Genomic DNA, 18,635 nt, shown 5'->3' with positions numbered 1-18,635 from the left:
CCTGCCGGCCGTCGGGGCAAGGGCCCCGGGCCAGCTCGGGCCGGAACAATTGTCGCCCGGGCAGCTTGGGCCGCGCCGCCCAACTTCCGACCCGGCCGCACCGGGCAAGCTGGCCACGCCGGCCGCGCCGCTGCTGCTGGGTGGGGCCCCGGCGGGCCCCGCGCGGTGCTCGATTCGAGCCGCGTGTTCTCGCTGCAAGATTTGGCCGAGCTGGTGTTTGCCAACCACCCTATCGTCAAGCAGGCGGCTTTGCTCAGCGCCGAGGCCCAGGCCCAGGTGCAGCAGGCCCGCGGTGGCTTCGACCCGAAGCTGGGCGCGGGCTTCGACCGCAAGGTGTACGGGGGCACCGATTACTATAACAACTGGGCCAACGAGCTGAAGGTACCGCTGTGGCCGGGCGGCGTGGACCTGAAGGCCAGCTACGACCGCTACGTGGGCACCTACGTCAACCCCGAGCACCGCACGCCCGTGCCCGGGCTGGCGGGCATCGGCCTGTCGGTGCCGCTGGGCCAGGGCTTGCTCATCGACGCGCGCCGCAGCACGTTGCGCCAGGCCCGCATCATGGTAGCCGCGGCCGAGGCCGACCGCGTGAAGCAAATCAACGAAGTGTGGCTGCAAGCGGCCAAGGACTACTGGAGCTGGTACTACGCCTACCAGCAAACCGCGCTGATTCAGGAAGGTGTGGCGCTGGCCGAGGGCCGCTTCCGGGCCGTGAGCCGCCGGGTGGACGTGGGCGACCAGGCCCCCATCGACTCGGTGGAGGCGCGCATCACTGCCCAGGACCGCCTCGTGCAGGCTACACAGCTGGGCGTGGAGCTGCAAAACGCCCGCCTCGTGCTTTCCAACCACCTCTGGAACCGCAACGCCCAGCCCGTGGAGCTGCCTGCCCGCGCCGTGCCCCAGGCCGTGCGCCTGGCCGCCGTCGATACCACCGACCTGCGCCGCCTCAGCGACCTGGCCACTACCCAGCACCCCACGCTGCGCAAGCTGGACGCCAAAATCCGCCAGCTCGGCATCGAGGAGCGCTACCGGCGCGAAATGCTGAAGCCCAAAATCAACGTCAGCGGCACGCTGCTGAGCCAGGGCGACTTCTACCGCAACGAGGTGTCGAGTAGCTACGATTTTGGCTGGAACAACTACAAAATGGGCGTCGATTTTGCCTTCCCGCTTTTCCTGCGCCAGGAACGCGGCAAGCTCCAGTACACCCGCCTCCAAGTGCAGGAAGCCGGCCTGGAGCAGCAGCAGAGCCGGCGCACCATCCTCAACCAGGTCACGTCCAGCTATAACACACTCAAGGCCTACGAGCGCCAGCTGGCCCTCCAGGCCCTCACCATCAATAACCAGCGCACGTTATTAAGGGCCGAGCTGGTCAAGTTCAACCTTGGCGAAAGCACCGTATTCCTCATCAACAGCCGCGAAACCAAGCTCATCGACCTCCGCCTGAAACTAGCCAGCATGCAGGCCAGCTACGAAAAATCGCTGGCCGAGCTGTACTACTACGCTGGCACCCGCACCCCGGGCACGGAATAAATCCGAGAGCAGAATAAAAAAAAGAGGGCCACAGGGGCCCTCTTTTTTGTGCTGTTGACCACCAGTAGCTTGGACTTTGTAGTCCGAGCGCGAGCGCAGCGAGCATCTTGCGTCTGGCTCGTGCTGCCGACACTGCTCGCTGCGCTCACGCTCGGACTACAAAGTCCAAGCTCCTTCCTGGGGCCCTAGTCGAAGATGTAGCGCACGCCTACCTGGGCGCGCCAGCGGCTAGCCAGGCTGGAATCGATGAAGTAGGTTTGGGTGCCGCCGCGGAAGGTGTAGGCCGGTACATCGGCGGCGGTGGCCGTGGGGTAGGCGGCTTCGATGAGGCGGTTGTTGCCCACGAGCTGGCGGTTGCCCCAGTTGGCGTTCAGCAGGTTGCCCAGGTTGAGGATGTCGAGGCTGAGCTGCAAGGTGTTCTTCTTGCCGCTGCCGGTCGTCACGGCGAAGTCCTGCATCAGCTTGGCATCCAGCTGGCTATACCAGGGGCTGAGGGCCCCGTTGCGCACGGTGTAGTCGCCGCGGTGCTGGCGCAGGTACGGGTCCTGGTTGATGTAGGCGTCGAGCTGCTGGTACTGCTGGTCGGCCGATACGCTTTGGCCGGCGGCGTTGGTGTAGGCCACCAGGTTGATTTGGCCGCGGTTGGCGGGCACAAACACCAGGTCGTTGCCGTCGATGCCGTCGCGGTTCAGGTCGCCGGCGTAGGTGTAGCTGAAGCGGTTGCCCTGGCCAGCCTCGAAGAAGAAGCCCACCGTGGTGCCCAGCTTGTTATTCGCATAAGAGAAGCGGCGGCCGGCGGCGGCGATGATGCGGTGCTGCAAGCCGAAGTCGCTGTAGGCCAGCGCGGGCTGGTTGGGGTTGCCCACCACCGGTAGGCGCTGGAAGGCGTCGCCGGCAATTTCGCCGGGGTTCGAGGTCACGTCCTTGGCCTGGGCGTAGGTGTAGGCCGCCGTGGCGTAAAAGCCGTTGGCAAACTCCTTGCGCAGCTGCCCGGTGATGGAGTACTGGTAGCCTTTATTGGTATTTTCGAGCCCAATCACGCCCGCGTCGAGGAACGTGAACTGACCGTCACGGCCCACAAACGAGTTGAGCCGGGGCCCCGCGGCGGGGTAAATCTGGCGGCTGTCGCCGCCCCCGGCGCCCGCCAGGCGCTGCGTGGGCGTCACGAAGTTGTAGTTGCGGTGCACCACCGCGTTGATGTCCTTCGTGTAAATGGCCTCCACCGTGGCCACCAGGCCGCCGGGCAGCTCGTGGTCCAGGGCCAGGTTGGTGCGCCACACCTGCGGGAACTTGAAGTCGCGGCCCGTGCTGTTGATCTGGAACGTGTAGCCGTTGTCAAACTGCGCGTTCGAGGCTTGGTTGGAAATCCACACGAACGGGATGCGGCCGGTGAAAATGCCCGTGCCGCCGCGCAGCTGGGTTTGGGCCCCGGCGCCCTGCGGCGTGAAGTTGAAGCCCAAACGGGGCGAAAACAGCGGCGTCGATTTCGGCAGCTGCGACACGTCGATCTTCGTTGGCTGGCCGTCGGGGCTGTTGAAGGTGGCGGCCGAAACCTGCGCGTTCGGGGCCACCGTGGTGCTGTAGATGGGCATGTCGGCGCGCACGCCCAGCGTCAGCTTCAGGGCCGGGCTGGCCTGGAACTCGTCCTGCAAGTACACGCCGAGCTGGGCCACGGTCACGTCCACCTGCTTCACGGGGGCGGCGGCGCCGGCGGCGGCTTGGGCCTTCAGGTCCAGGAAGCCGGGCTGGCCGGGCTGCGTGAAGCGGAAAAAGTCGGTCAGCTCCAGGCGCTGGTAGCCGTAGCGCTGGAGGTTGAAGCCGTTGGTGAAGGCGAAGTGCTCGTAGTTGGCCCCCAGCGTGAGGATGTGCTTGCCGGCGAAGTAGCTCAGGTTGTCGGTCAGCTGGAGGATGTTCTGGTCCAGCAAGTTGTTGGCCGAAAACTGCTCCGTGCCCACGCTGGTGTAGGTGGTGCCGCCCTGCGTAATGTCAATCATGGGGAAGAACGTGGGGCTGGGCAGCTCGCGGAAGTCGCGGAACGCCGAGTACCCGGCCTGCGCCTTGTTGCTGAACTTGCCGTTACCGAACGTGCTGTTCAGCTCGGCCACCACCGAATTCAGGTTGTTGTCCACGGTGTAGCCCGAGTTCTGAAACTGCAAGGTGTTCACGCCGGGCACCCGCGACGACGGCGCAATGGCAATCGGGTGGGGCCCCTGCTGGCGGTAGCTCTTGAGGTAGTTGTAGCGGATGGAAAAGGTATTCGACGGGTTGATGTTCCAGTCGAGCTTGGCGAGGAACTTGTTCGAGTACGTGCGGTACGTGAAGCCCTCGAAGCTGCCCGGGTCGTAGCCGTAGGCCGACACCAGCCGGTCGCGGATGGCCTGCAAGTCCGAGCCCAGCACCCGGCTCACGCCGTTGAGCTGGCCGCTCTGGGCCGCCTGCGCCTCGGCGGTGCTGGCCGCCGGCCGGAAGCTCTGGCCCGGGTCGGTTTGGCGCGTAAACTCGGCGTTGGTGAAGAAGAACAGCTTGTTCTTCACGATGGGGCCCCCGAGGGCAAAGCCGGTCTGGTTGAACTTTAGGCTCGGGTTGTCGATGGTGGCGCCCTGCACCTTGCTGCCGATCAGGTTCTCGTTGCGGAAGTAGGTGTAGGCCGTGCCGCGGAAGCTGTTGGTGCCGCTCTTGGTCACGGCGTTCACCCCCGCCCCGGTGAAGCCGCCTTGGCGCACGTCGTAGGGCGCCAAACTCACCTGGATTTGCTCGATGGCGTCGAGGCTCACCGGCTGCGAGTTGGTCTGGCCGCCGGGCGTGGGCGAGTCCAGCCCAAACGAGTTGTTGAAGATGGAGCCGTCGAGCGAGAAGTTGTTGTACAGCGTGTTGCGCCCGCCAAAGCTCTGGCCGCTGGCCTGGGGCGTGAGGCGCGTGAAGTCTTCCTGCGAGCGGCTGATGGTGGGTAGCGAGCGGATGGCCATCGAGCTGATGTTGGTGGCCGCCCCGGTGCGGTCGGGGTTGATCTGGCCGTCGCGGTTGGCCTTCACCACCACTTCATCGAGCTTCTGGCCGCTGCCCTCGCTCAGCGTCACGCGCGTTTCAAACGTTTTGCCCAGCACCAGCTGGATGTTGCTTTGCACGAAGGTTTCGTAACCCACGAACGACACCTTCACCTCGTAGGGCCCCCCGATGCGCATGTTCAGCAAGTCGAACTGCCCGTTGTCGCGCGTGGCGTTGCCGTAAATCGTGCCCGAGGGCAGGTGCGTGGCCACCACCGTGGCCCCCGGCAGCGGCTGGCCCTTGGCGTCCAGCACCAGCCCTTTGATGGCCGAAGTAGTCACTCCCTGAGCCCCTGCCCGGTAGCCGCTGATTAGCAGCACAAAACCCAGTAATAGGAGAAGTAAGCGTTGTTTCATGGTCCTGCTATTAGTTATCCGAAGTCCGTCTTCAGCCAATTTTTACAAAGATAAGACAACACAATATTGGCATTTTCATAATAATTACGCAATCCTGAAAACATAACATGGCGCACAAGGGGGCCCCACTGCAAGGCCACCACGCTACATCGCTCCCAATTTTCCAGCAAATCTCTTAATAATAAGGCCCCATTTTCGGGCGAACGCTCTCATTTACAAGCAAAAGGCCCAACGCTTGCACGCCGGGCCTTTTGCTTGTATTTAGTCCTAAAATCCAGTCTTTACCGGCTCAGACGTTGAAGCGGAAATGCATGATGTCGCCGTCCTGCACCACGTAGTCTTTGCCTTCCACAGCCATGCGGCCGGCTTCCTTGATTTTAACTTCCGTCTTGTACTCCTGGTAGTCCGGCAGCTTGATGACCTCGGCCCGGATGAAGCCTTTTTCGAAGTCGGAGTGGATGACGCCGGCCGCCGCCGGGGCCTTGTCGCCGCGGTGGATGGTCCAGGCGCGCACTTCCTGCACGCCGGCGGTGAAATAAGTGATGAGGTTCAGCAGCTCGTAGCTGGCCCGGATGAGCTTGTTCAGGCCCGACTCGGTGAGGCCGTACTCGCTCAGGTACATGGCTTTTTCGTCGGCGTCCTCCATCTCGGCAATCTGCGACTCGATGGCGGCCGACACGAGCACCACTTGGGCCCCCTCGGCTTGCACGTGCGCGCGCAGGGCGGCCACGTGGTTGTTGCCGTCGGTGGCAATGCTGGCCTCGTCCACGTTGGCCACGTAAATCACGGGCTTGATGGTGAGCAGCTGCAAGTCGGCCACGGCTTCCAGGTCGTCGGCGGTGGCGGCCACGGCGCGGGCGTTCTGGCCGGCTTCGAGGGCCACTTTGAATTTTTGCAGGCCCGCCACTTCCTTCTTGGCCACGGCATCGCCGGCCTTGGCGCTGCGCTCTGATTTCACCAGCTTCTTGTCGATGCTCTCCAAATCCTTGATTTGCAGCTCGGTGTCAATCACGTCCTTGTCGAACACCGGATCGACGCCGCCGGCCACGTGCACGATGTTGGGGTCGTCGAAGCAGCGCACCACGTGGATGATGGCGTCCACCTCGCGGATGTTGGCGAGGAATTTATTCCCCAGGCCCTCGCCCTTGCTGGCGCCCTTCACGAGGCCGGCAATGTCGACGAACTCGATGATGGTGGGCAGCACGCGCTTGGGGTTCACCAGCGCCTCCAGGATTTGCAGGCGCTCGTCGGGCACGGTAATCACGCCCACGTTGGGCTCGATGGTGCAGAACGGGTAGTTGGCCGATTCGGCTTTGGCGTTGGATAACGCGTTGAACAGGGTGGATTTGCCGACGTTCGGCAAGCCCACGATACCGCAGCGGAGGCCCATTTCTCTGAATTAAAAATTATGAATTATAAATTATGAATTAGCGCAATTCGGCCGCAAAGGTACGACGCGCCGTAGCGTGGACTCTGCGGGTGCGCGCGTTTGAACGGTCGCTGCCCGGATTGTAGCGCGGACTTTGTAGTCCGCGGCTCTGAACGGTCGCTTAACGACTACCGGCAGGACGAAGCGAGCGCCGCGGACTACAAAGTCCGCGCTACAATCCGGGCAGCGACCGTTCAGACGCGCGCACCCGCAGAGTCCACGCCACAGCCAAACGGCGCGCATGAACCGGGGTTCATGCGCGCCGTTGCCTATTTAAATGCGTGGCTGGGGCCCTAGTAGCTGTCGTCGCTGCGGTTGGCGTCGAAGGCGGGGCGCTGCTCGGCGGCGGGGGCGTCGCGGCGGTCGCGCTCGTCGTACTCGCGGGGGCGGTCGAGCTCGGCGACTTCCTCGGCGGTTAGCAGCTCCTCACGCACGTAGTCCACGGCATCCTGAAGGGCATCTACGAATTTCAAAAAATCTTCTTTATATAAGAAAATCTTGTGTTTTTCATATGAAACCGAATCGTCGCTGTTCTGGCGGCGCTTGCTTTCGGTGATGGTCAGGTAGTAATCCTGGCCGCGGGTGGCTTTCACGTCGAAGAAATACGTGCGCTTGCCCGCCTTAATGCGTTGGGAATAAATCTCTTCCTGGTCGTTACGGTCGTCCACAGGGTTTGGGTAGGTAAAATTGATGAATAGAACAATCGATTGATGTTGATTCGAATGTAGGTAGGATGAGCCGAAGAAAAAAGTGCCCCTAGCCCCGTTGTGGTATCTTTGAACAGGGCCCCCGGGGCCCCACCGCCCCTTTCGCCCGCCCATGCCCGCCCCCGACCTCGCCGCCGTTCGCTCGTTCGAAAACCTGGAATTCCTGGCCCGCCAGCTCGTCGACGGCTTCATCACTGGCCTGCACCAGTCGCCGTACCACGGCTTTTCGGTCGAGTTTTCGGAGCACCGCCTCTACAACCCCGGCGACAGCACCCGACACATCGACTGGAAGGTGTTTGCCCGCACCGACAAGCTGTTTGTGAAGCGCTACGAGGAGGAAACCAACCTGCGCGCCCACCTGCTCATCGACGTGAGCCCGAGCATGTACTACCCCGCCCCCGACCATGCCAAGCTGACCTTCAGCGTGGTAGCGGCGGCGGCGCTGGCCACGCTGCTCACGCGGCAGCGCGACGCGGTGGGCCTCGTCACCTTCGCCGACCGCGTGGAGCTGCAAACGCCCGTGCGCTCCACCACCACCCACCGCCACGCCGTGCTGCTGGCCTTGCAGCGCCTGCTCGAGCGGCCCGCCGCCCCCGCGGGGCCCCGGCGCGGCACCGACGTGGCCGGCGTCATCCACACCATCGCCCAGCAGATTCCCAAACGCTCGCTCGTCATCCTGTTCAGCGACATGCTGGGGCGCGACGCGGCCGGGCAGGCCGCCGCGCTGGCCGCCCTCCAGCACCTGCGCCACCAGCACCACGAGGTGCTGCTCTTCCACGTACTCGACCGCAGCACGGAGGCCAACTTTGATTTTGCTGAGCGGCCCTACATCTTCGAGGACGTGGAAACGGGCCAGGAAATCAAGCTCCAGCCCTCCCAAATCCGGGAGCAGTACCGGGCCGCCATGGCCACTTTCGAGCAGGATTTAGCCCTGCGCTGCGGGCAATTGAAGATTGATTTCGTGCCCGTGGACGTGCGCGAGCCCTTTGAGAAAGTGCTTTATGCCTATCTGGTGAAGCGCGGCAAGGTTCGCTAGGGCCCCAACTTGCCCCAACTTTTGTTGTAGTACCCAACCCCCACGCTTCTTCCCAGCACCATGTACCAGGTTCTACTCTATTTGCACTCCTACCTCCGCTACTTCGTGCTCGGGGCCGGCCTCGTGGCCGTGTACCGCGCCTACGTGGGCATGTCGGGCCACCGTCCGTTTGCCAAGGGCGATAACGCTTTTGGGGCCAGCTTCGTGGGCTTCATGCTGTTGCAGCTCATCGTGGGCCTGGGCCTGTACTTCGGCCTCAGCCCCTACGGCCTCAAGGCCATGAAAGTAGCCGGCGCCATGAAAAACCCGGAGGTGCGCTTTTTCGGCATGGAGCACGTGGCCATCATGGTCCTCGCCGTCATCATCGCCCAAATCGGCCGCACGCTCTCCAAAAAGCGCCCCACCGACGCCGCCAAGCACAAAACTGCCTTCATTTACTACGGCATCGCCCTGCTGCTGGTGCTCCTCATGATTCCGTGGGGCCTCTGGAACCCGTACCGCCCGGCGTTCCGGTTTTAGCTGCGACCACCAAATGGCTCACAAAAACGCCTTCCCATCTACGCAGATCGGAAGGCGTTTTGCATTCGCGTTAGCCCGATAACTACACCTGCATCCCACCCGATGCCTCCAGCCGCTGGGCGTTAATCCAGCGGGCCTCGTCGGTGCAGAGGAAGGCCACGATGGGGCCGATGTCGTCGGGTTCGCCCACGCGGCCCAGGGCCGTCATGCCGGCCACCATCGCGTTTACGTGGGCGTTGTCGCGCACCATGCCACCGCTGAAATCGGTGGCGATGGCCCCGGGGGCCACCACGTTGGCGGCGATGCCTCGGGCCCCCAGCTCCTTAGCCTGGTAGCGGGTCAGCACCTCAATGGCGCCCTTCATGCTGGCGTAGGCCGAGGAGCCGGGCAGGCTAAAGCGCGCCAGTCCCGATGAGACGTTGATGATGCGGCCGCCGTCTTCCAGCAACGGCAACGCTTTCTGCGTCAGGAAGAACGGGCCCTTTAGGTGCACGTTCACCATCTCATCAAACTGCGCCTCGGTGGTCTCAGCAAAGGCGGCGTGGAGGCCGGTGCCGGCGTTATTGATCAGGAACTGGAAGCGTTCGGCCTGGAAATCTTGCTGGAGCGTGGTTTTCACCTGCGCAAAGAAGGCGTCGAAGCCCGCGGCATTGGCCACGTCGAGCGGCAGGGCGGCGGCCCGGCGGCCCAGGGCCCTGATTTCGGCCACCACCGCGTCGGCATCGGCTTGCTGGCTGTGGTAAGTTAGCAGCACGTCGATACCTTTTTGGGCCAGGTTTAGGGCCATGTTTTTGCCCAGGCCGCGGCTACCGCCGGTGACGAGGGCTATTTTGTTGGTGCTCATCATTGTATTGTTTAAGGGTTGCCTTCATTGACAATACAAAGGTCCGGGGCCCCAGCGGCTGGCTTATGGTGAGTAGCCCAGGTTAAATGGTGACTACTTCCGGAATTTCTGCGCGGCGCTGGGCCCCCACCTGCTCGCGGTACTGCTTAGGCGTGCAGCCGGCGAAGCGCTTGAAGAACTTGGTGAAGTTAGACGGGTCGTAGGTAAGGTTGGCGGCAATGGCCGCGATGGGCCGGTCGGTATCGCGCAGCAACTGCTGGGCCGTGGCCAGGAGCTGGGCCTCAAAGTAGTGGCAGGGCGGGTGGCCGGTGGTCAGCTTCAGCGTATTGCTCAAGTGCGTGGGGTGGATGCAGAGTTGCCCGGCAAGGTCGCGGATTTCCAGCATTTCGGTGGCCCGGCCCGCCACTACATCAGCAATGTGCTCGTCGACGAGGCGCATGAAGTCGGCCGTTATTTCGTGCTGGCGGGCCAGTATTTTCTGGGGGATGGGCGTGGTGGCCATGCGGCGGCGGGCGAAGTGAAGGGGCGTTGTGAACGGCTAACGTAACAGTCTGCCACACGTTCTGCTTTTGCCGGGGCCCGGCGGCAGCCGGCCGTGCTTGCGCTGGGGACCCGGGGGCGGCCCAGCCGTGCAACCTTTTTGGCCGCGCGGGGGTCACCTGGCTACATCCCCGCTTTTCCGTCCGCCCGTATGCGCTTGCCCCTGCTTTTTGTCGCTTCCCTCGCGCTGTTCAGCTGCCGCAAAAGCGACGACCCGAGCCTGGCCCCCGGGGCGGGCACGGCGCTGGCCCTGGAGGACGACTGCGGCGCGCCGGGGCCCAGCGGCTACCAGGTGCTGCTGCGCACCCAGCAGCGGGCCGTGCAGCTACCGGGCACGGTCGAAACGTTTCTGCTCAGCAAAGACAACGTGTTCAACACCAGCGGCGGCGACCACCTCACCGCCTCCCTCACCCGGCAGGATGACGACGTGCTGAGCCTGCGCTACTGCGGCGTGATGCGCGACGGCGCAACCACCGCCCCGGGGCCCGCCCAAAGCGCCATTAGCCTCCAGGATCTGCCGGTCCAGGTGTACCGCCTGCACATTACCGTGCGCAACCGCCACACCACCGGCACCCTCGACCTGACCACCACGCCCGCCCGCCTCAGCTTCGCCGACACCACGGTGGCCGCCGTGTGGCGCTAGCGGGGCCCCCAGGTCGCTAGGCTTTTGCGCCCGGGCGGCGTAAACTCGCGGCGTACCATGTACCCGCCGCCATGACCGCCGACTTCCTCGCCAGCACCAAAAAGCAATTCGCGTACTACAAGTTGTTGGGCGAGCAAGCCCTGGCCCAAGTGCCCGACGACCAACTCAACTGGCAGCCCAACGCGGCCAGCAACAGCCTGGCGGCCATCGTGAAGCACTTGTGGGGCAACATGTTGTCGCGCTGGACAGATTTTCTGACCACCGACGGCGAAAAGCCCTGGCGCCACCGCGAAGCCGAGTTCGACGACGACCTGCGCACCCGCGCCGCGGTGCTCGAAAAGTGGGAGGCCGGCTGGCAATGCCTGTTTGGGGCCCTAAATGAACTGACGGTGGCCGACCTGGACCGGCTCGTGTACATCCGCCACCAGGGCCACACCGTGGCCGAGGCCATCAACCGGCAGCTGGCGCACTACCCCTACCACGTGGGCCAAATGGTGTTCCTGGCCCGCCTGGTGGCCGGCGATGCGTGGCAGTCGCTCTCCATCCCGCGCGGCACCTCGGCGGCCTACAACGCCGAGAAGTTTGCCCAGCCGCCGCACCAGGCGCACTTCACCGATGAGATTTTGGGCGGCGCTTCGCTTTAACAGGGCTAATTTTTACCTACGCCGGGGCCCCAAAGCGGCGCCCACGTTGAGGCCCCGGCGCGGGCCGACGGGCGCGGCAAGCCCAATCCGGCCACTGGTAGCCGTGCTGCCGGGTTTCGTAGCGAAGAGGCGGGCGTTGGTCGAATGCATTTTTTTGGGTTGCAACTAGAATAAGTCGGGCGGTATCCCGTCTATGCGCTTGCCTTTCCGTTTCACCCCAGCCCGCCCGTCATGCTTTACCTGTTTGGCCGCCTCGCCCTCAGCGATTCTTACCACTCCCAGCAAGAGGAAGAAGAGTTTCACTTCCAGCAAAAGCTGAACGGCCGCCGCCCCGAGGGGCCCCAGCCCGCCCCCATTGCCGCAGCCGCCGACCGCCGCTTGTGCCAGGATTACCACCTACCGCCAGCGTGCTACTTGGCTGCTTGCCGCGCCAGCTAGCCAAGCTGGGGCCCCAGCCAACGCAAAAAAGCCCGCCGCTGAACAGCGGCGGGCTTTTAAATGCTTGTGCAAGCAGCAATTATTGCCCCAGCACGATGGCAAAAATCAGCGGGGCCACGATGGTGGCGTCGCTCTCGATGATGAACTTGGGGGTTTTCTCGCCCAGCTTGCCCCAGGTGATTTTCTCGTTGGGCACGGCGCCCGAGTAACTGCCGTAGCTGGTCGTCGAGTCCGAAATCTGGCAGAAGTAGCCCCACAGCGGCACGCTAGTGCGGCCCAGGTCTTGGTGCAGCATGGGTACCACGCAGATGGGGAAGTCGCCGGCAATGCCGCCGCCAATCTGGAAGAAGCCGATTTTGCTCTCGTCGGTGGCGGTTTTGGTATACCAGTCGGCCAGGTAAATCATGTACTGGATGCCCGTGCGCATGGTGTGCACGTTCTTGATGTCGCCGGTGATGACGTGGCCGGCGTAGATGTTGCCGAGCGTCGAGTCCTCCCAGCCGGGGCAAATGATGGGCAGGTTTTTCTCGGCCGCCGCCAGCATCCACGAGTCCTTGGGGTCAATCTGGTAGTACTGCTCCAACTCACCGCTGAGCAGAATCTGGTAGAAAAACTCGTGCGGGAAGTACGATTTGCCCTCCTGGTCGGCCTTCTCCCAGAACTTGAGCACCACGTGCTCGAGGCGGCGCATGGCCTCCTCTTCAGGGATGCAGGTGTCGGTCACGCGGTTCATGTGGCGCGCCAGCAGGGCCTGCTCGTCGGCGGGCGTCAGGTCGCGGTAGTTCGGCACCCGCTCGTAGAAGTCGTGGGCCACCAGGTTGAAGATGTCCTCCTCCAGGTTGGCGCCCGTGCAGCTGATAATCTGCACCTTGTCCTGCCGAATCAGCTCGGCCAGCTGAATCCCCATTTCAGCGGTGCTCATGGCCCCGGCCAGGGTAATCATCATTTTGCCGCCCTCGGCGAGGTGCTTATTGTAGCCCTCGCCCGCGTCGATAAGGGCGGCGGCGTTGAAGTGGCGGTAGTGGTGCTTGAGGAAATTGGTGATGTGCATTTTTTTTAAGCTGTTAGCCTTTAGCGGGGGCCTTTAGGCGGCCCTTAGCTATTAGCTTTTGGGAAATAAGTCGGTGGGATGCTGTACGGAAAGCCAACAGCCAGCAGCTATTAGCCAATAGCCAATAGCCAAACCTTAGGCCGGCTCGGCGATGATGAGGTTGTGGTTGGTGTAGATGCAGATATCGGCCGCGATGTGCAAGGCATCTTCCACCATCTGGCGGGCCGTGAGGTGCGGGGCGTGCTTCTTCAGGGCCAGGGCGGCGGCTTGCGCGTACATCGCGCCGCTGCCAATGGCGGCCACGTCCATGTCGGGCTCCAGCACGTCGCCGGTGCCGCTGATGATGAGCAGCTCGTCCTTGTCACAAACCACCATCATGGCCTCCAGCTTGCGCAGGTACTGGTCTTTGCGCCAGTCTTTGGCCAGCTCGATGGCGGCGCGCTTGAGGTTACTGCCGTAGGCGGCCAGCTTCTCCTCGAAGCGGTCGAGCAGCATGAACGCATCGGCGGTGGAGCCGGCAAAGCCAGTCACCACCTTGCCGTCGTTGAGCTGGCGCACTTTGCGCACGTTGTTTTTGGCCACGTGCTTGTCCATGGTGGCTTGGCCGTCGGCCCCGAGGGCAATCTGGCCATTGTGGCGCACGCCGAGCACGGTCGTGGAGCGAATTTTTGGGAGCATGGCGCAAAAATACAACGCTTGGTTCCGGCCGTGCCAGAACCAAGCGTTGCCGACAGGACTTGGCGGCGCCAAATACTAGGCCGGATGCGCTCTTCCGTAGTGGATGCTGTTCACTTTAGCCAACAGCAGGTGTTTACTTTTCTTCGCAAAGCTGTAGAAATGAGCTAGTAGCTTGTTCATATTCTTCATCAGCACAACGGATTCCGTCAGTATGGAATAATTTGTTTTGTAAACGGCCCGGTGTGAGGTGTGTGAGTAAACCGAATACTTAAGGCCCACCACTGTCTCGTTGGCAACCTGCCGGTGCGGCACTGACGGTACCAGCGGCTGAATGGCGAGGGTGTAGGCGAGCGGGCCGGTTAGTCTCAGCACCCCAATGGCGCCCGTGCCGTGCAACCACGGGCGATACTGGTCAATGTTCTGGAGGACGGCTTCGATTACTGCTTTCAGGAAAGGATGGCCGGGGGCCGCAACAATGTGCCACTGCTGGTACTCGCCGCCGACAATGTCCGTTACCTCTGCCGAAGTGCCAAATCCTTCGTGCTGCCCGCCGGGCTCGTTCCGCCAATGGGATAAAATGTACCGGTCGTCCGGCCTCAGCATTTGCTCGAATGGGCAAGTACACGTGCTCTTGATGTCTAGGTAAATGCCACCGCGTTTGTACATCAGCAGGTAGCGGAACAAATCTGCCCGGGCCACGCCATACCGCGGGTTTATCCGTTCAAAGCAGTGAAGAATATGGGGGCCGTAATGCTCGCCAATGAACTTCGTTATGTCGTCGTCGTCGTGGATAACATGCGTCCAGCCAGGGTTAAGCCGCTTAATCCTATCAACGTTTGCCTGAAGTTCGGACGGTAGCTTCTTAGACATAAAGGTTTGATGAATAACACGGGGGATAACCACGGATTCGTCCAGTTGCGGCAAATTCCATTTACCACCAGGCAATTCGGAGAGGACAGGAGCTTTCAACATGGGTAGTCCAAAGAGATGCAATGAATGGCGGCCAAGCGCTAATCGGCTACCCTGTTATTAATTTCAACATGAAGGAAACGTGAAAATAGAAAAAGAATTATGAACACAGTACAAATCAAAGGCGATTCCCCAAATGTTGAGGTACCCGGGGCACCACCAAAAAATTGCCTAAAGCAGCCCGGTACGGTAGGCTTGAGCATCCCGAAACGCCACAAATCCGGCAGCTGTCAAGGTCAGCAAGATGAATTCATTTGTCTGGTAACCAATCAATTGTGGCAGCTTTTGCTCGACGCCTAAAGCTGTCACAATTGCGCGAACTAGCCCAAAGTATCTTTGGACCTGAGTGGGAAGCACCGCCGGGCTTCGAAGCCGCCAACGGGCCGGTTTCCTTATGCTGTTTTCGGCCCGAAGCTGCCAGCAAGCGTTCGGTACCGGCGGGAATAATTGCCCGGCCTAGCTTAGAACCGGGCTTGGAGTTTGGCAAACAGGAAGCGGCCGTTGCTGCCCATCTGCACGGGGTCCCAGGCACCGCCGGTTTCGGTGGCCTGGGGGTTGAAGAAGTTGGGGTACTTGTTGAACAGGTTGGAGCTGCCCACCGAGAGGCGCAGCTGGTTGGTGAGGGCGTAGCTCAGGGCCACGTCGGTAGTCAGGCGCGGGTCGTAGCGGTTCAGGTCGCCGTTGTAGTCGATGAGCGATACGCCGCCGAACTCCACAAACCGCACCAGGGCCCCGAAGCGGCCGAGGCTGTAGTCGAGGGTGAGGTTGATTTTGAAGGGCGGCGCCGATGCTTTCACAAACGCCTGTTCGCGGGGCCCAAAGAAGATGTCTTCCTTGCCGGCCAGCTGCGGCGTGGCTTGCACGCTGGTGACGTTGAGACGGTTAAAGTTGGCGGCCAGCGTGGTAGTGAGGCGGCCAGTGCCCACACCCAAGGTGTTGGCTACCACAGCGTCGAGGCCAAAGGTGCTGGTGGAAGCCGCATTGGCAAAGAACTGGGCCTGGCCTACGCTTAAGGACGTGAGGGTGGGCCCGATGATGTTATCGTCGTTTGGAAAAGCTCCGGTGAGCACAATGCGGTCCTGGATGTGAATGTAGTAACCGTCCACGGTAAACGTCAGCACCGAGCCGGCCCGGCCCGTGAGGCCCACACTGGCCGAGCGCGACAGCTCGCGTGTGAGCGGCGGAATACCCGCGGCCGTCGTCACGGGCCCGTTGTTGCGGTCAATGAGCACGTCCACCGCTTTGCCGCCTACCACGTTGGTAAACACGGTGTTGAAATTAATCTGGGCCAGCGACGGGGCCCGGAAACCAGTGCTGAGTGTGCCGCGTAGTGAAAAAGCGTCGCTCAGCTTGAGGCGGGTGGCCAGCTTGCCGGTCACGTTGCTGCCGAAGTCGCTGTAGTGCTCGTACCGCACGGCGCCTTCCACCAGCAGGGCCTTGGTCACGTCTAGCTCGGCGTCGGCGTACACCCCCACGTTGTTACGGCTAGCTTTCAGCTCGTTGCGCGGCTGAAAGCCGGGAAAGCCCTGCGAACCAGCCGGCCGGTTCGAGGCGGGTGCGTAGTTGCGGTACGAGCCTTCTTCGCCCGCGAAAATCTGGTACCACTCGCGGCGGTACTCGCTGCCAAAGGCCAGATTAAGGCCCTGCAACACAGTTTTATAGTTGCGGCTCACGTTGAGGTCCACCACGTTCTGCTGAAGCTGAAACCCGCCCGCGTCGAAAGTCGTCGGCGACTTCGCTCCTAAACTGGCATTCAGCGTGTTGCGCACCCCATAATGGAAGTTGTTCGAGCCGAAGCCGTTGCTCAGGTCCACGTCCCACTGCCCGAAGGTGCCGCGCACGCCGGCCACCCCGTGCCCGTCGAAAATGCTGCTCGTGATGATGGGGTCGAAGCCGTTGGGGTAGAGTTTGGCGTTGCTACGCGGGTTGGGAACGGATACGTAGCTCGTATCCCGGCCCCGGACGACCATGCTATCCGTCGTTGGGTTGCGGGTGTAGGCGTAGGCGTCGCCCTTGCGCACGTTGATGCCGCCGAACACGTAGGCGTACACGTTCGCACTCAGCGGCAGCTTGCTGTTGAGGTAGACCGACGTGTTGGTGGCTTTGGGGTCGCCGTACTGGCGGCGCTGGATGCCGTCGGGGGCCGGTACGTTAGCCCGCTGGGTGTGCTCGCGCTGGTTAAAGTCGACGGTGGCGTTCACGAAGCCGCCCTCGCCCACGGCCACGCCGTAGTTGGCGTTGGCGTTGAAGTTGCCGCCGTCGAAGGTCTTGTCGTCGAAGCGGTACTTGGCGGTGTAGGCGCCGTAGTTGGCGTTAGCGGTCAGCTCCTTGGTGCTGGTTTTCAGCACGATGTTGATGACGCCCGCAATGGCGTCGGAGCCGTACTGGGCCGAGGCCCCGTCGCGCAGAATCTCGATGCGCTCGATGCTGGCCGCCGGAATCGTGTTCAGGTCGGTGCCCGTGTTGCCACGGCCGCGCGAGCCGAACAGGTTCACAAGGGCCGATTGGTGCCAGCGCTTGCCGTTCACGAGCACCAGGGTTTGGTCGGGGCCCAAGCCACGCAGGCTGGCGGGGTCCACGTGGTCGGCGCCGTCGGCGCCGGTCTGGCGGTTTGAGTTGAAGGACGGGGCCACGAATTGCAGTAGCTGGTTCACGTCGAGCTGGCCGGTTTTGGCCGTCACCTGCCGCACGTCGATGATGTCGACCGGCGAGGGCGAGTCCGTCACCGAGCGGTTGAGGCTGCGCGTGCCCACCACCTGCACGCCTTCAAGGGCGGTGCTGCTGGCGGCCAGGCGCACGGCCACGGGGCCCTCGGTGCCCACTTCCTGGCTGGTGTAGCCTAAGGCGCTGATTTGCAGCCGCGGCTGGGCTGAGCGCGAACGCAGCACAAAGCGGCCGGTGGCGTCGGTGCTGATGCCGTTGTTAGTGCCTTTTTCCACCACCGTGGCCCCAATCACGGGGCCCCGCCGCGTCCAGCACCTGGCCCGAAACGGTGCGACTCTGCGCCCAGGCCGCACTGCTGGCCAGCACGAGCGGCACAATTAGTAGTTTTTTATTCATAATCAGGAAATGGTACGATTGGCCGTAAATATAGACCCATTCCCATACCACCCCGTCCGTTAGGGACCCCAGCGGGCTAAAAAACAAAGAATCAGCCCGGCGGGGGCTGATTCTTTGGGTCATTCTAAGAAACTAGCTGCCTTAAGCGGCGGCTGGGGGTCAAATCAGCATCCGCATGGGGTCTTCCAGCAGCGCCTTCAGCGTTTGCAGGAAGGCGGCGCCGGTGGCGCCGTCCACCACGCGGTGGTCGCAGCTCAGCGTCACCTTCATGATGTTGCCGATGGCCAGCTGGCCGTCCTTCACCACAGCGGTTTGCTTGATGCCGCCCACGGCCAGGATGCAGGCATTTGGTTCGTTAATAATGGCTGTGAATTCGTCAATGCCGAACATGCCCAGGTTGCTGATGGTGAAGGTGCTACCCTCCCACTCAGCGGGCTGGAGCTTTTTGCTCTTGGCCTTGCCGGCCAACTCCTTCACTTCGGTGGCAATCTGCGAGAGGCCCTTGCCGTCAGCGTTGCGGATGACGGGCACCAGCAGGCCTTCGTCCACGGCCACGGCCACGCCGATGTTGATGACCTTGTTCTGGCGAATCTTGTCGCCGAGCCACGACGAGTTGACCACCGGATGCTGGCGCAGGGCCACGGCCGAGGCCTTGAGCACCAAGTCGTTGAAGCTGAGCTTCACCGGCGAGAGCGTGTTGAGTTGGGTGCGCACCTCCATGGCCTTATCCATCAGGATTTCCATCGTGAGATAGAAATGCGGGGCCGTGAACAAGCTCTCTGACAAGCGCTTGGCAATCACCTTGCGCATCTGCGACACCGGCGTATCGGTGTAGGTGCCTTCGGCCGCGGCGGGAGCCGGCGCAGCTTTTGGCGCGGGTGCAGCGGGGGCCGCTTCGGGCAGGGCAGCAGCCACGTACTCGTTAGGCACAGTGGTAGGCGCAGCGGCGGGGGCGGCAGCTGGGGCCGGCGCGGCCTGGCCGGGCTGGAAGGCTTCCACGTCGCGCTGCACGATGCGGCCGTTGTCGCCGCTGCCCTTCACCTGGGCCAGGTTGATGCCTTTCTCTTTGGCGATGCTCTTGGCCAGCGGCGAGGCCAGGATGCGGCCGGTGGGCGCAGCGGGCTCTTCAGCCGCAGCCGGCGCGGC

At 62.6% G+C, this 18,635-nt stretch carries 17 protein-coding genes; 6 read left to right on the top strand and 11 right to left on the bottom strand.

The window, feature by feature from the left end:
* On the top strand, nucleotides 1-1,530 hold a 1,530-nt coding region (locus BEN49_RS00180; protein ID WP_262490159.1), incomplete at its 5' end, for a TolC family protein.
* Between the two features lie 185 nt (nucleotides 1,531-1,715).
* Here BEN49_RS00180 and BEN49_RS00175 read toward each other — a convergent pair.
* The 3 genes from BEN49_RS00175 to BEN49_RS00165 all read right to left on the bottom strand — a co-directional run bounded on the left by BEN49_RS00175 (nucleotide 1,716) and on the right by BEN49_RS00165 (nucleotide 7,028).
* Nucleotides 1,716-4,895 (bottom strand): TonB-dependent receptor, encoded by a 3,180-nt coding sequence (locus BEN49_RS00175; protein ID WP_158022690.1) that lies wholly within the window; start codon nucleotides 4,893-4,895, stop codon nucleotides 1,716-1,718.
* Nucleotides 4,896-5,220: 325 nt separating this feature from the next.
* A complete protein-coding gene (gene ychF / locus BEN49_RS00170; RefSeq protein WP_070739110.1) occupies nucleotides 5,221-6,321 on the bottom strand; it encodes a redox-regulated ATPase YchF in 1,101 nt (366 codons plus the stop codon).
* Nucleotides 6,322-6,653: 332 nt separating this feature from the next.
* Nucleotides 6,654-7,028, bottom strand: coding sequence for a DUF3276 family protein (locus BEN49_RS00165; protein WP_070739108.1), 375 nt, complete (start codon nucleotides 7,026-7,028; stop codon nucleotides 6,654-6,656).
* A gap of 151 nt (nucleotides 7,029-7,179) precedes the next feature.
* Between BEN49_RS00165 and BEN49_RS00160 the strand changes: the two genes are divergently transcribed.
* A complete protein-coding gene (locus BEN49_RS00160; protein WP_070739106.1) occupies nucleotides 7,180-8,103 on the top strand; it encodes a DUF58 domain-containing protein in 924 nt (307 codons plus the stop codon).
* A gap of 60 nt (nucleotides 8,104-8,163) precedes the next feature.
* The gene (locus tag BEN49_RS00155; protein ID WP_070739104.1) at nucleotides 8,164-8,622 is read left to right on the top strand and encodes a hypothetical protein; all 459 of its coding nucleotides are present in this window, start codon (nucleotides 8,164-8,166) and stop codon (nucleotides 8,620-8,622) included.
* Between the two features lie 82 nt (nucleotides 8,623-8,704).
* Here the strand turns inward: BEN49_RS00155 and BEN49_RS00150 are convergent, their stop codons facing one another.
* Nucleotides 8,705-9,466, bottom strand: a complete 762-nt coding sequence (locus BEN49_RS00150) for an SDR family oxidoreductase (RefSeq protein ID WP_083325627.1) — start codon at nucleotides 9,464-9,466, stop codon at nucleotides 8,705-8,707.
* A gap of 82 nt (nucleotides 9,467-9,548) precedes the next feature.
* Nucleotides 9,549-9,968, bottom strand: a complete 420-nt coding sequence (locus tag BEN49_RS00145; RefSeq protein ID WP_070739100.1) for a helix-turn-helix transcriptional regulator — start codon at nucleotides 9,966-9,968, stop codon at nucleotides 9,549-9,551.
* A 189-nt stretch (nucleotides 9,969-10,157) separates the two neighbouring features.
* On the opposite strand from BEN49_RS00145, the gene BEN49_RS00140 reads away from it, so the two are divergent.
* The 3 genes from BEN49_RS00140 (at nucleotide 10,158) to BEN49_RS00130 (ending at nucleotide 11,731) form a co-directional block, all read left to right on the top strand.
* The gene (locus BEN49_RS00140; RefSeq protein WP_070739099.1) at nucleotides 10,158-10,649 is read left to right on the top strand and encodes a hypothetical protein; all 492 of its coding nucleotides are present in this window, start codon (nucleotides 10,158-10,160) and stop codon (nucleotides 10,647-10,649) included.
* A gap of 71 nt (nucleotides 10,650-10,720) precedes the next feature.
* Entirely contained in the window at nucleotides 10,721-11,293 is a 573-nt protein-coding gene (locus tag BEN49_RS00135) for a DUF1572 family protein (protein ID WP_070739097.1), read from the top strand.
* 231 nt (nucleotides 11,294-11,524) lie between these two features.
* Nucleotides 11,525-11,731, top strand: a complete 207-nt coding sequence (locus tag BEN49_RS00130) for a hypothetical protein (RefSeq protein WP_070739094.1) — start codon at nucleotides 11,525-11,527, stop codon at nucleotides 11,729-11,731.
* A gap of 79 nt (nucleotides 11,732-11,810) precedes the next feature.
* On the opposite strand, the gene BEN49_RS00125 is transcribed toward BEN49_RS00130, so the two are convergent.
* The 6 genes from BEN49_RS00125 to BEN49_RS00105 all read right to left on the bottom strand — a co-directional run.
* Nucleotides 11,811-12,782: a deoxyhypusine synthase family protein gene (locus tag BEN49_RS00125; RefSeq protein WP_070739092.1), complete on the bottom strand. Its 972-nt coding sequence runs from the start codon at nucleotides 12,780-12,782 to the stop codon at nucleotides 11,811-11,813.
* Between the two features lie 135 nt (nucleotides 12,783-12,917).
* Nucleotides 12,918-13,460 carry an ATP-dependent protease subunit HslV gene (gene hslV, locus BEN49_RS00120; protein ID WP_070739090.1) on the bottom strand — a complete coding sequence of 181 codons (543 nt, stop codon included), beginning with the start codon at nucleotides 13,458-13,460 and terminating at the stop codon, nucleotides 12,918-12,920.
* Nucleotides 13,461-13,535: 75 nt separating this feature from the next.
* A complete protein-coding gene (locus BEN49_RS00115) occupies nucleotides 13,536-14,432 on the bottom strand; it encodes a glycosyltransferase family 32 protein (protein WP_070739088.1) in 897 nt (298 codons plus the stop codon).
* 458 nt (nucleotides 14,433-14,890) lie between these two features.
* Nucleotides 14,891-17,386: a TonB-dependent receptor gene (locus tag BEN49_RS00110; protein WP_239691752.1), complete on the bottom strand. Its 2,496-nt coding sequence runs from the start codon at nucleotides 17,384-17,386 to the stop codon at nucleotides 14,891-14,893.
* Nucleotides 17,352-17,489 (bottom strand): hypothetical protein, encoded by a 138-nt coding sequence (locus tag BEN49_RS29070; protein WP_239691751.1) that lies wholly within the window; start codon nucleotides 17,487-17,489, stop codon nucleotides 17,352-17,354. Before BEN49_RS29070 ends, BEN49_RS00110 begins: the two co-directional genes overlap by 35 nt.
* A gap of 159 nt (nucleotides 17,490-17,648) precedes the next feature.
* On the bottom strand, nucleotides 17,649-18,635 hold a 987-nt coding region (locus BEN49_RS00105; RefSeq protein ID WP_141765594.1), incomplete at its 5' end, for a dihydrolipoamide acetyltransferase family protein.

Source organism: Hymenobacter coccineus (assembly GCF_001816125.1).
GTDB lineage: Bacteria > Bacteroidota > Bacteroidia > Cytophagales > Hymenobacteraceae > Hymenobacter > Hymenobacter coccineus.
Note: the sequence above shows the minus strand (reverse complement) of the source record. Positions and strands in the feature narration are given on the sequence as shown.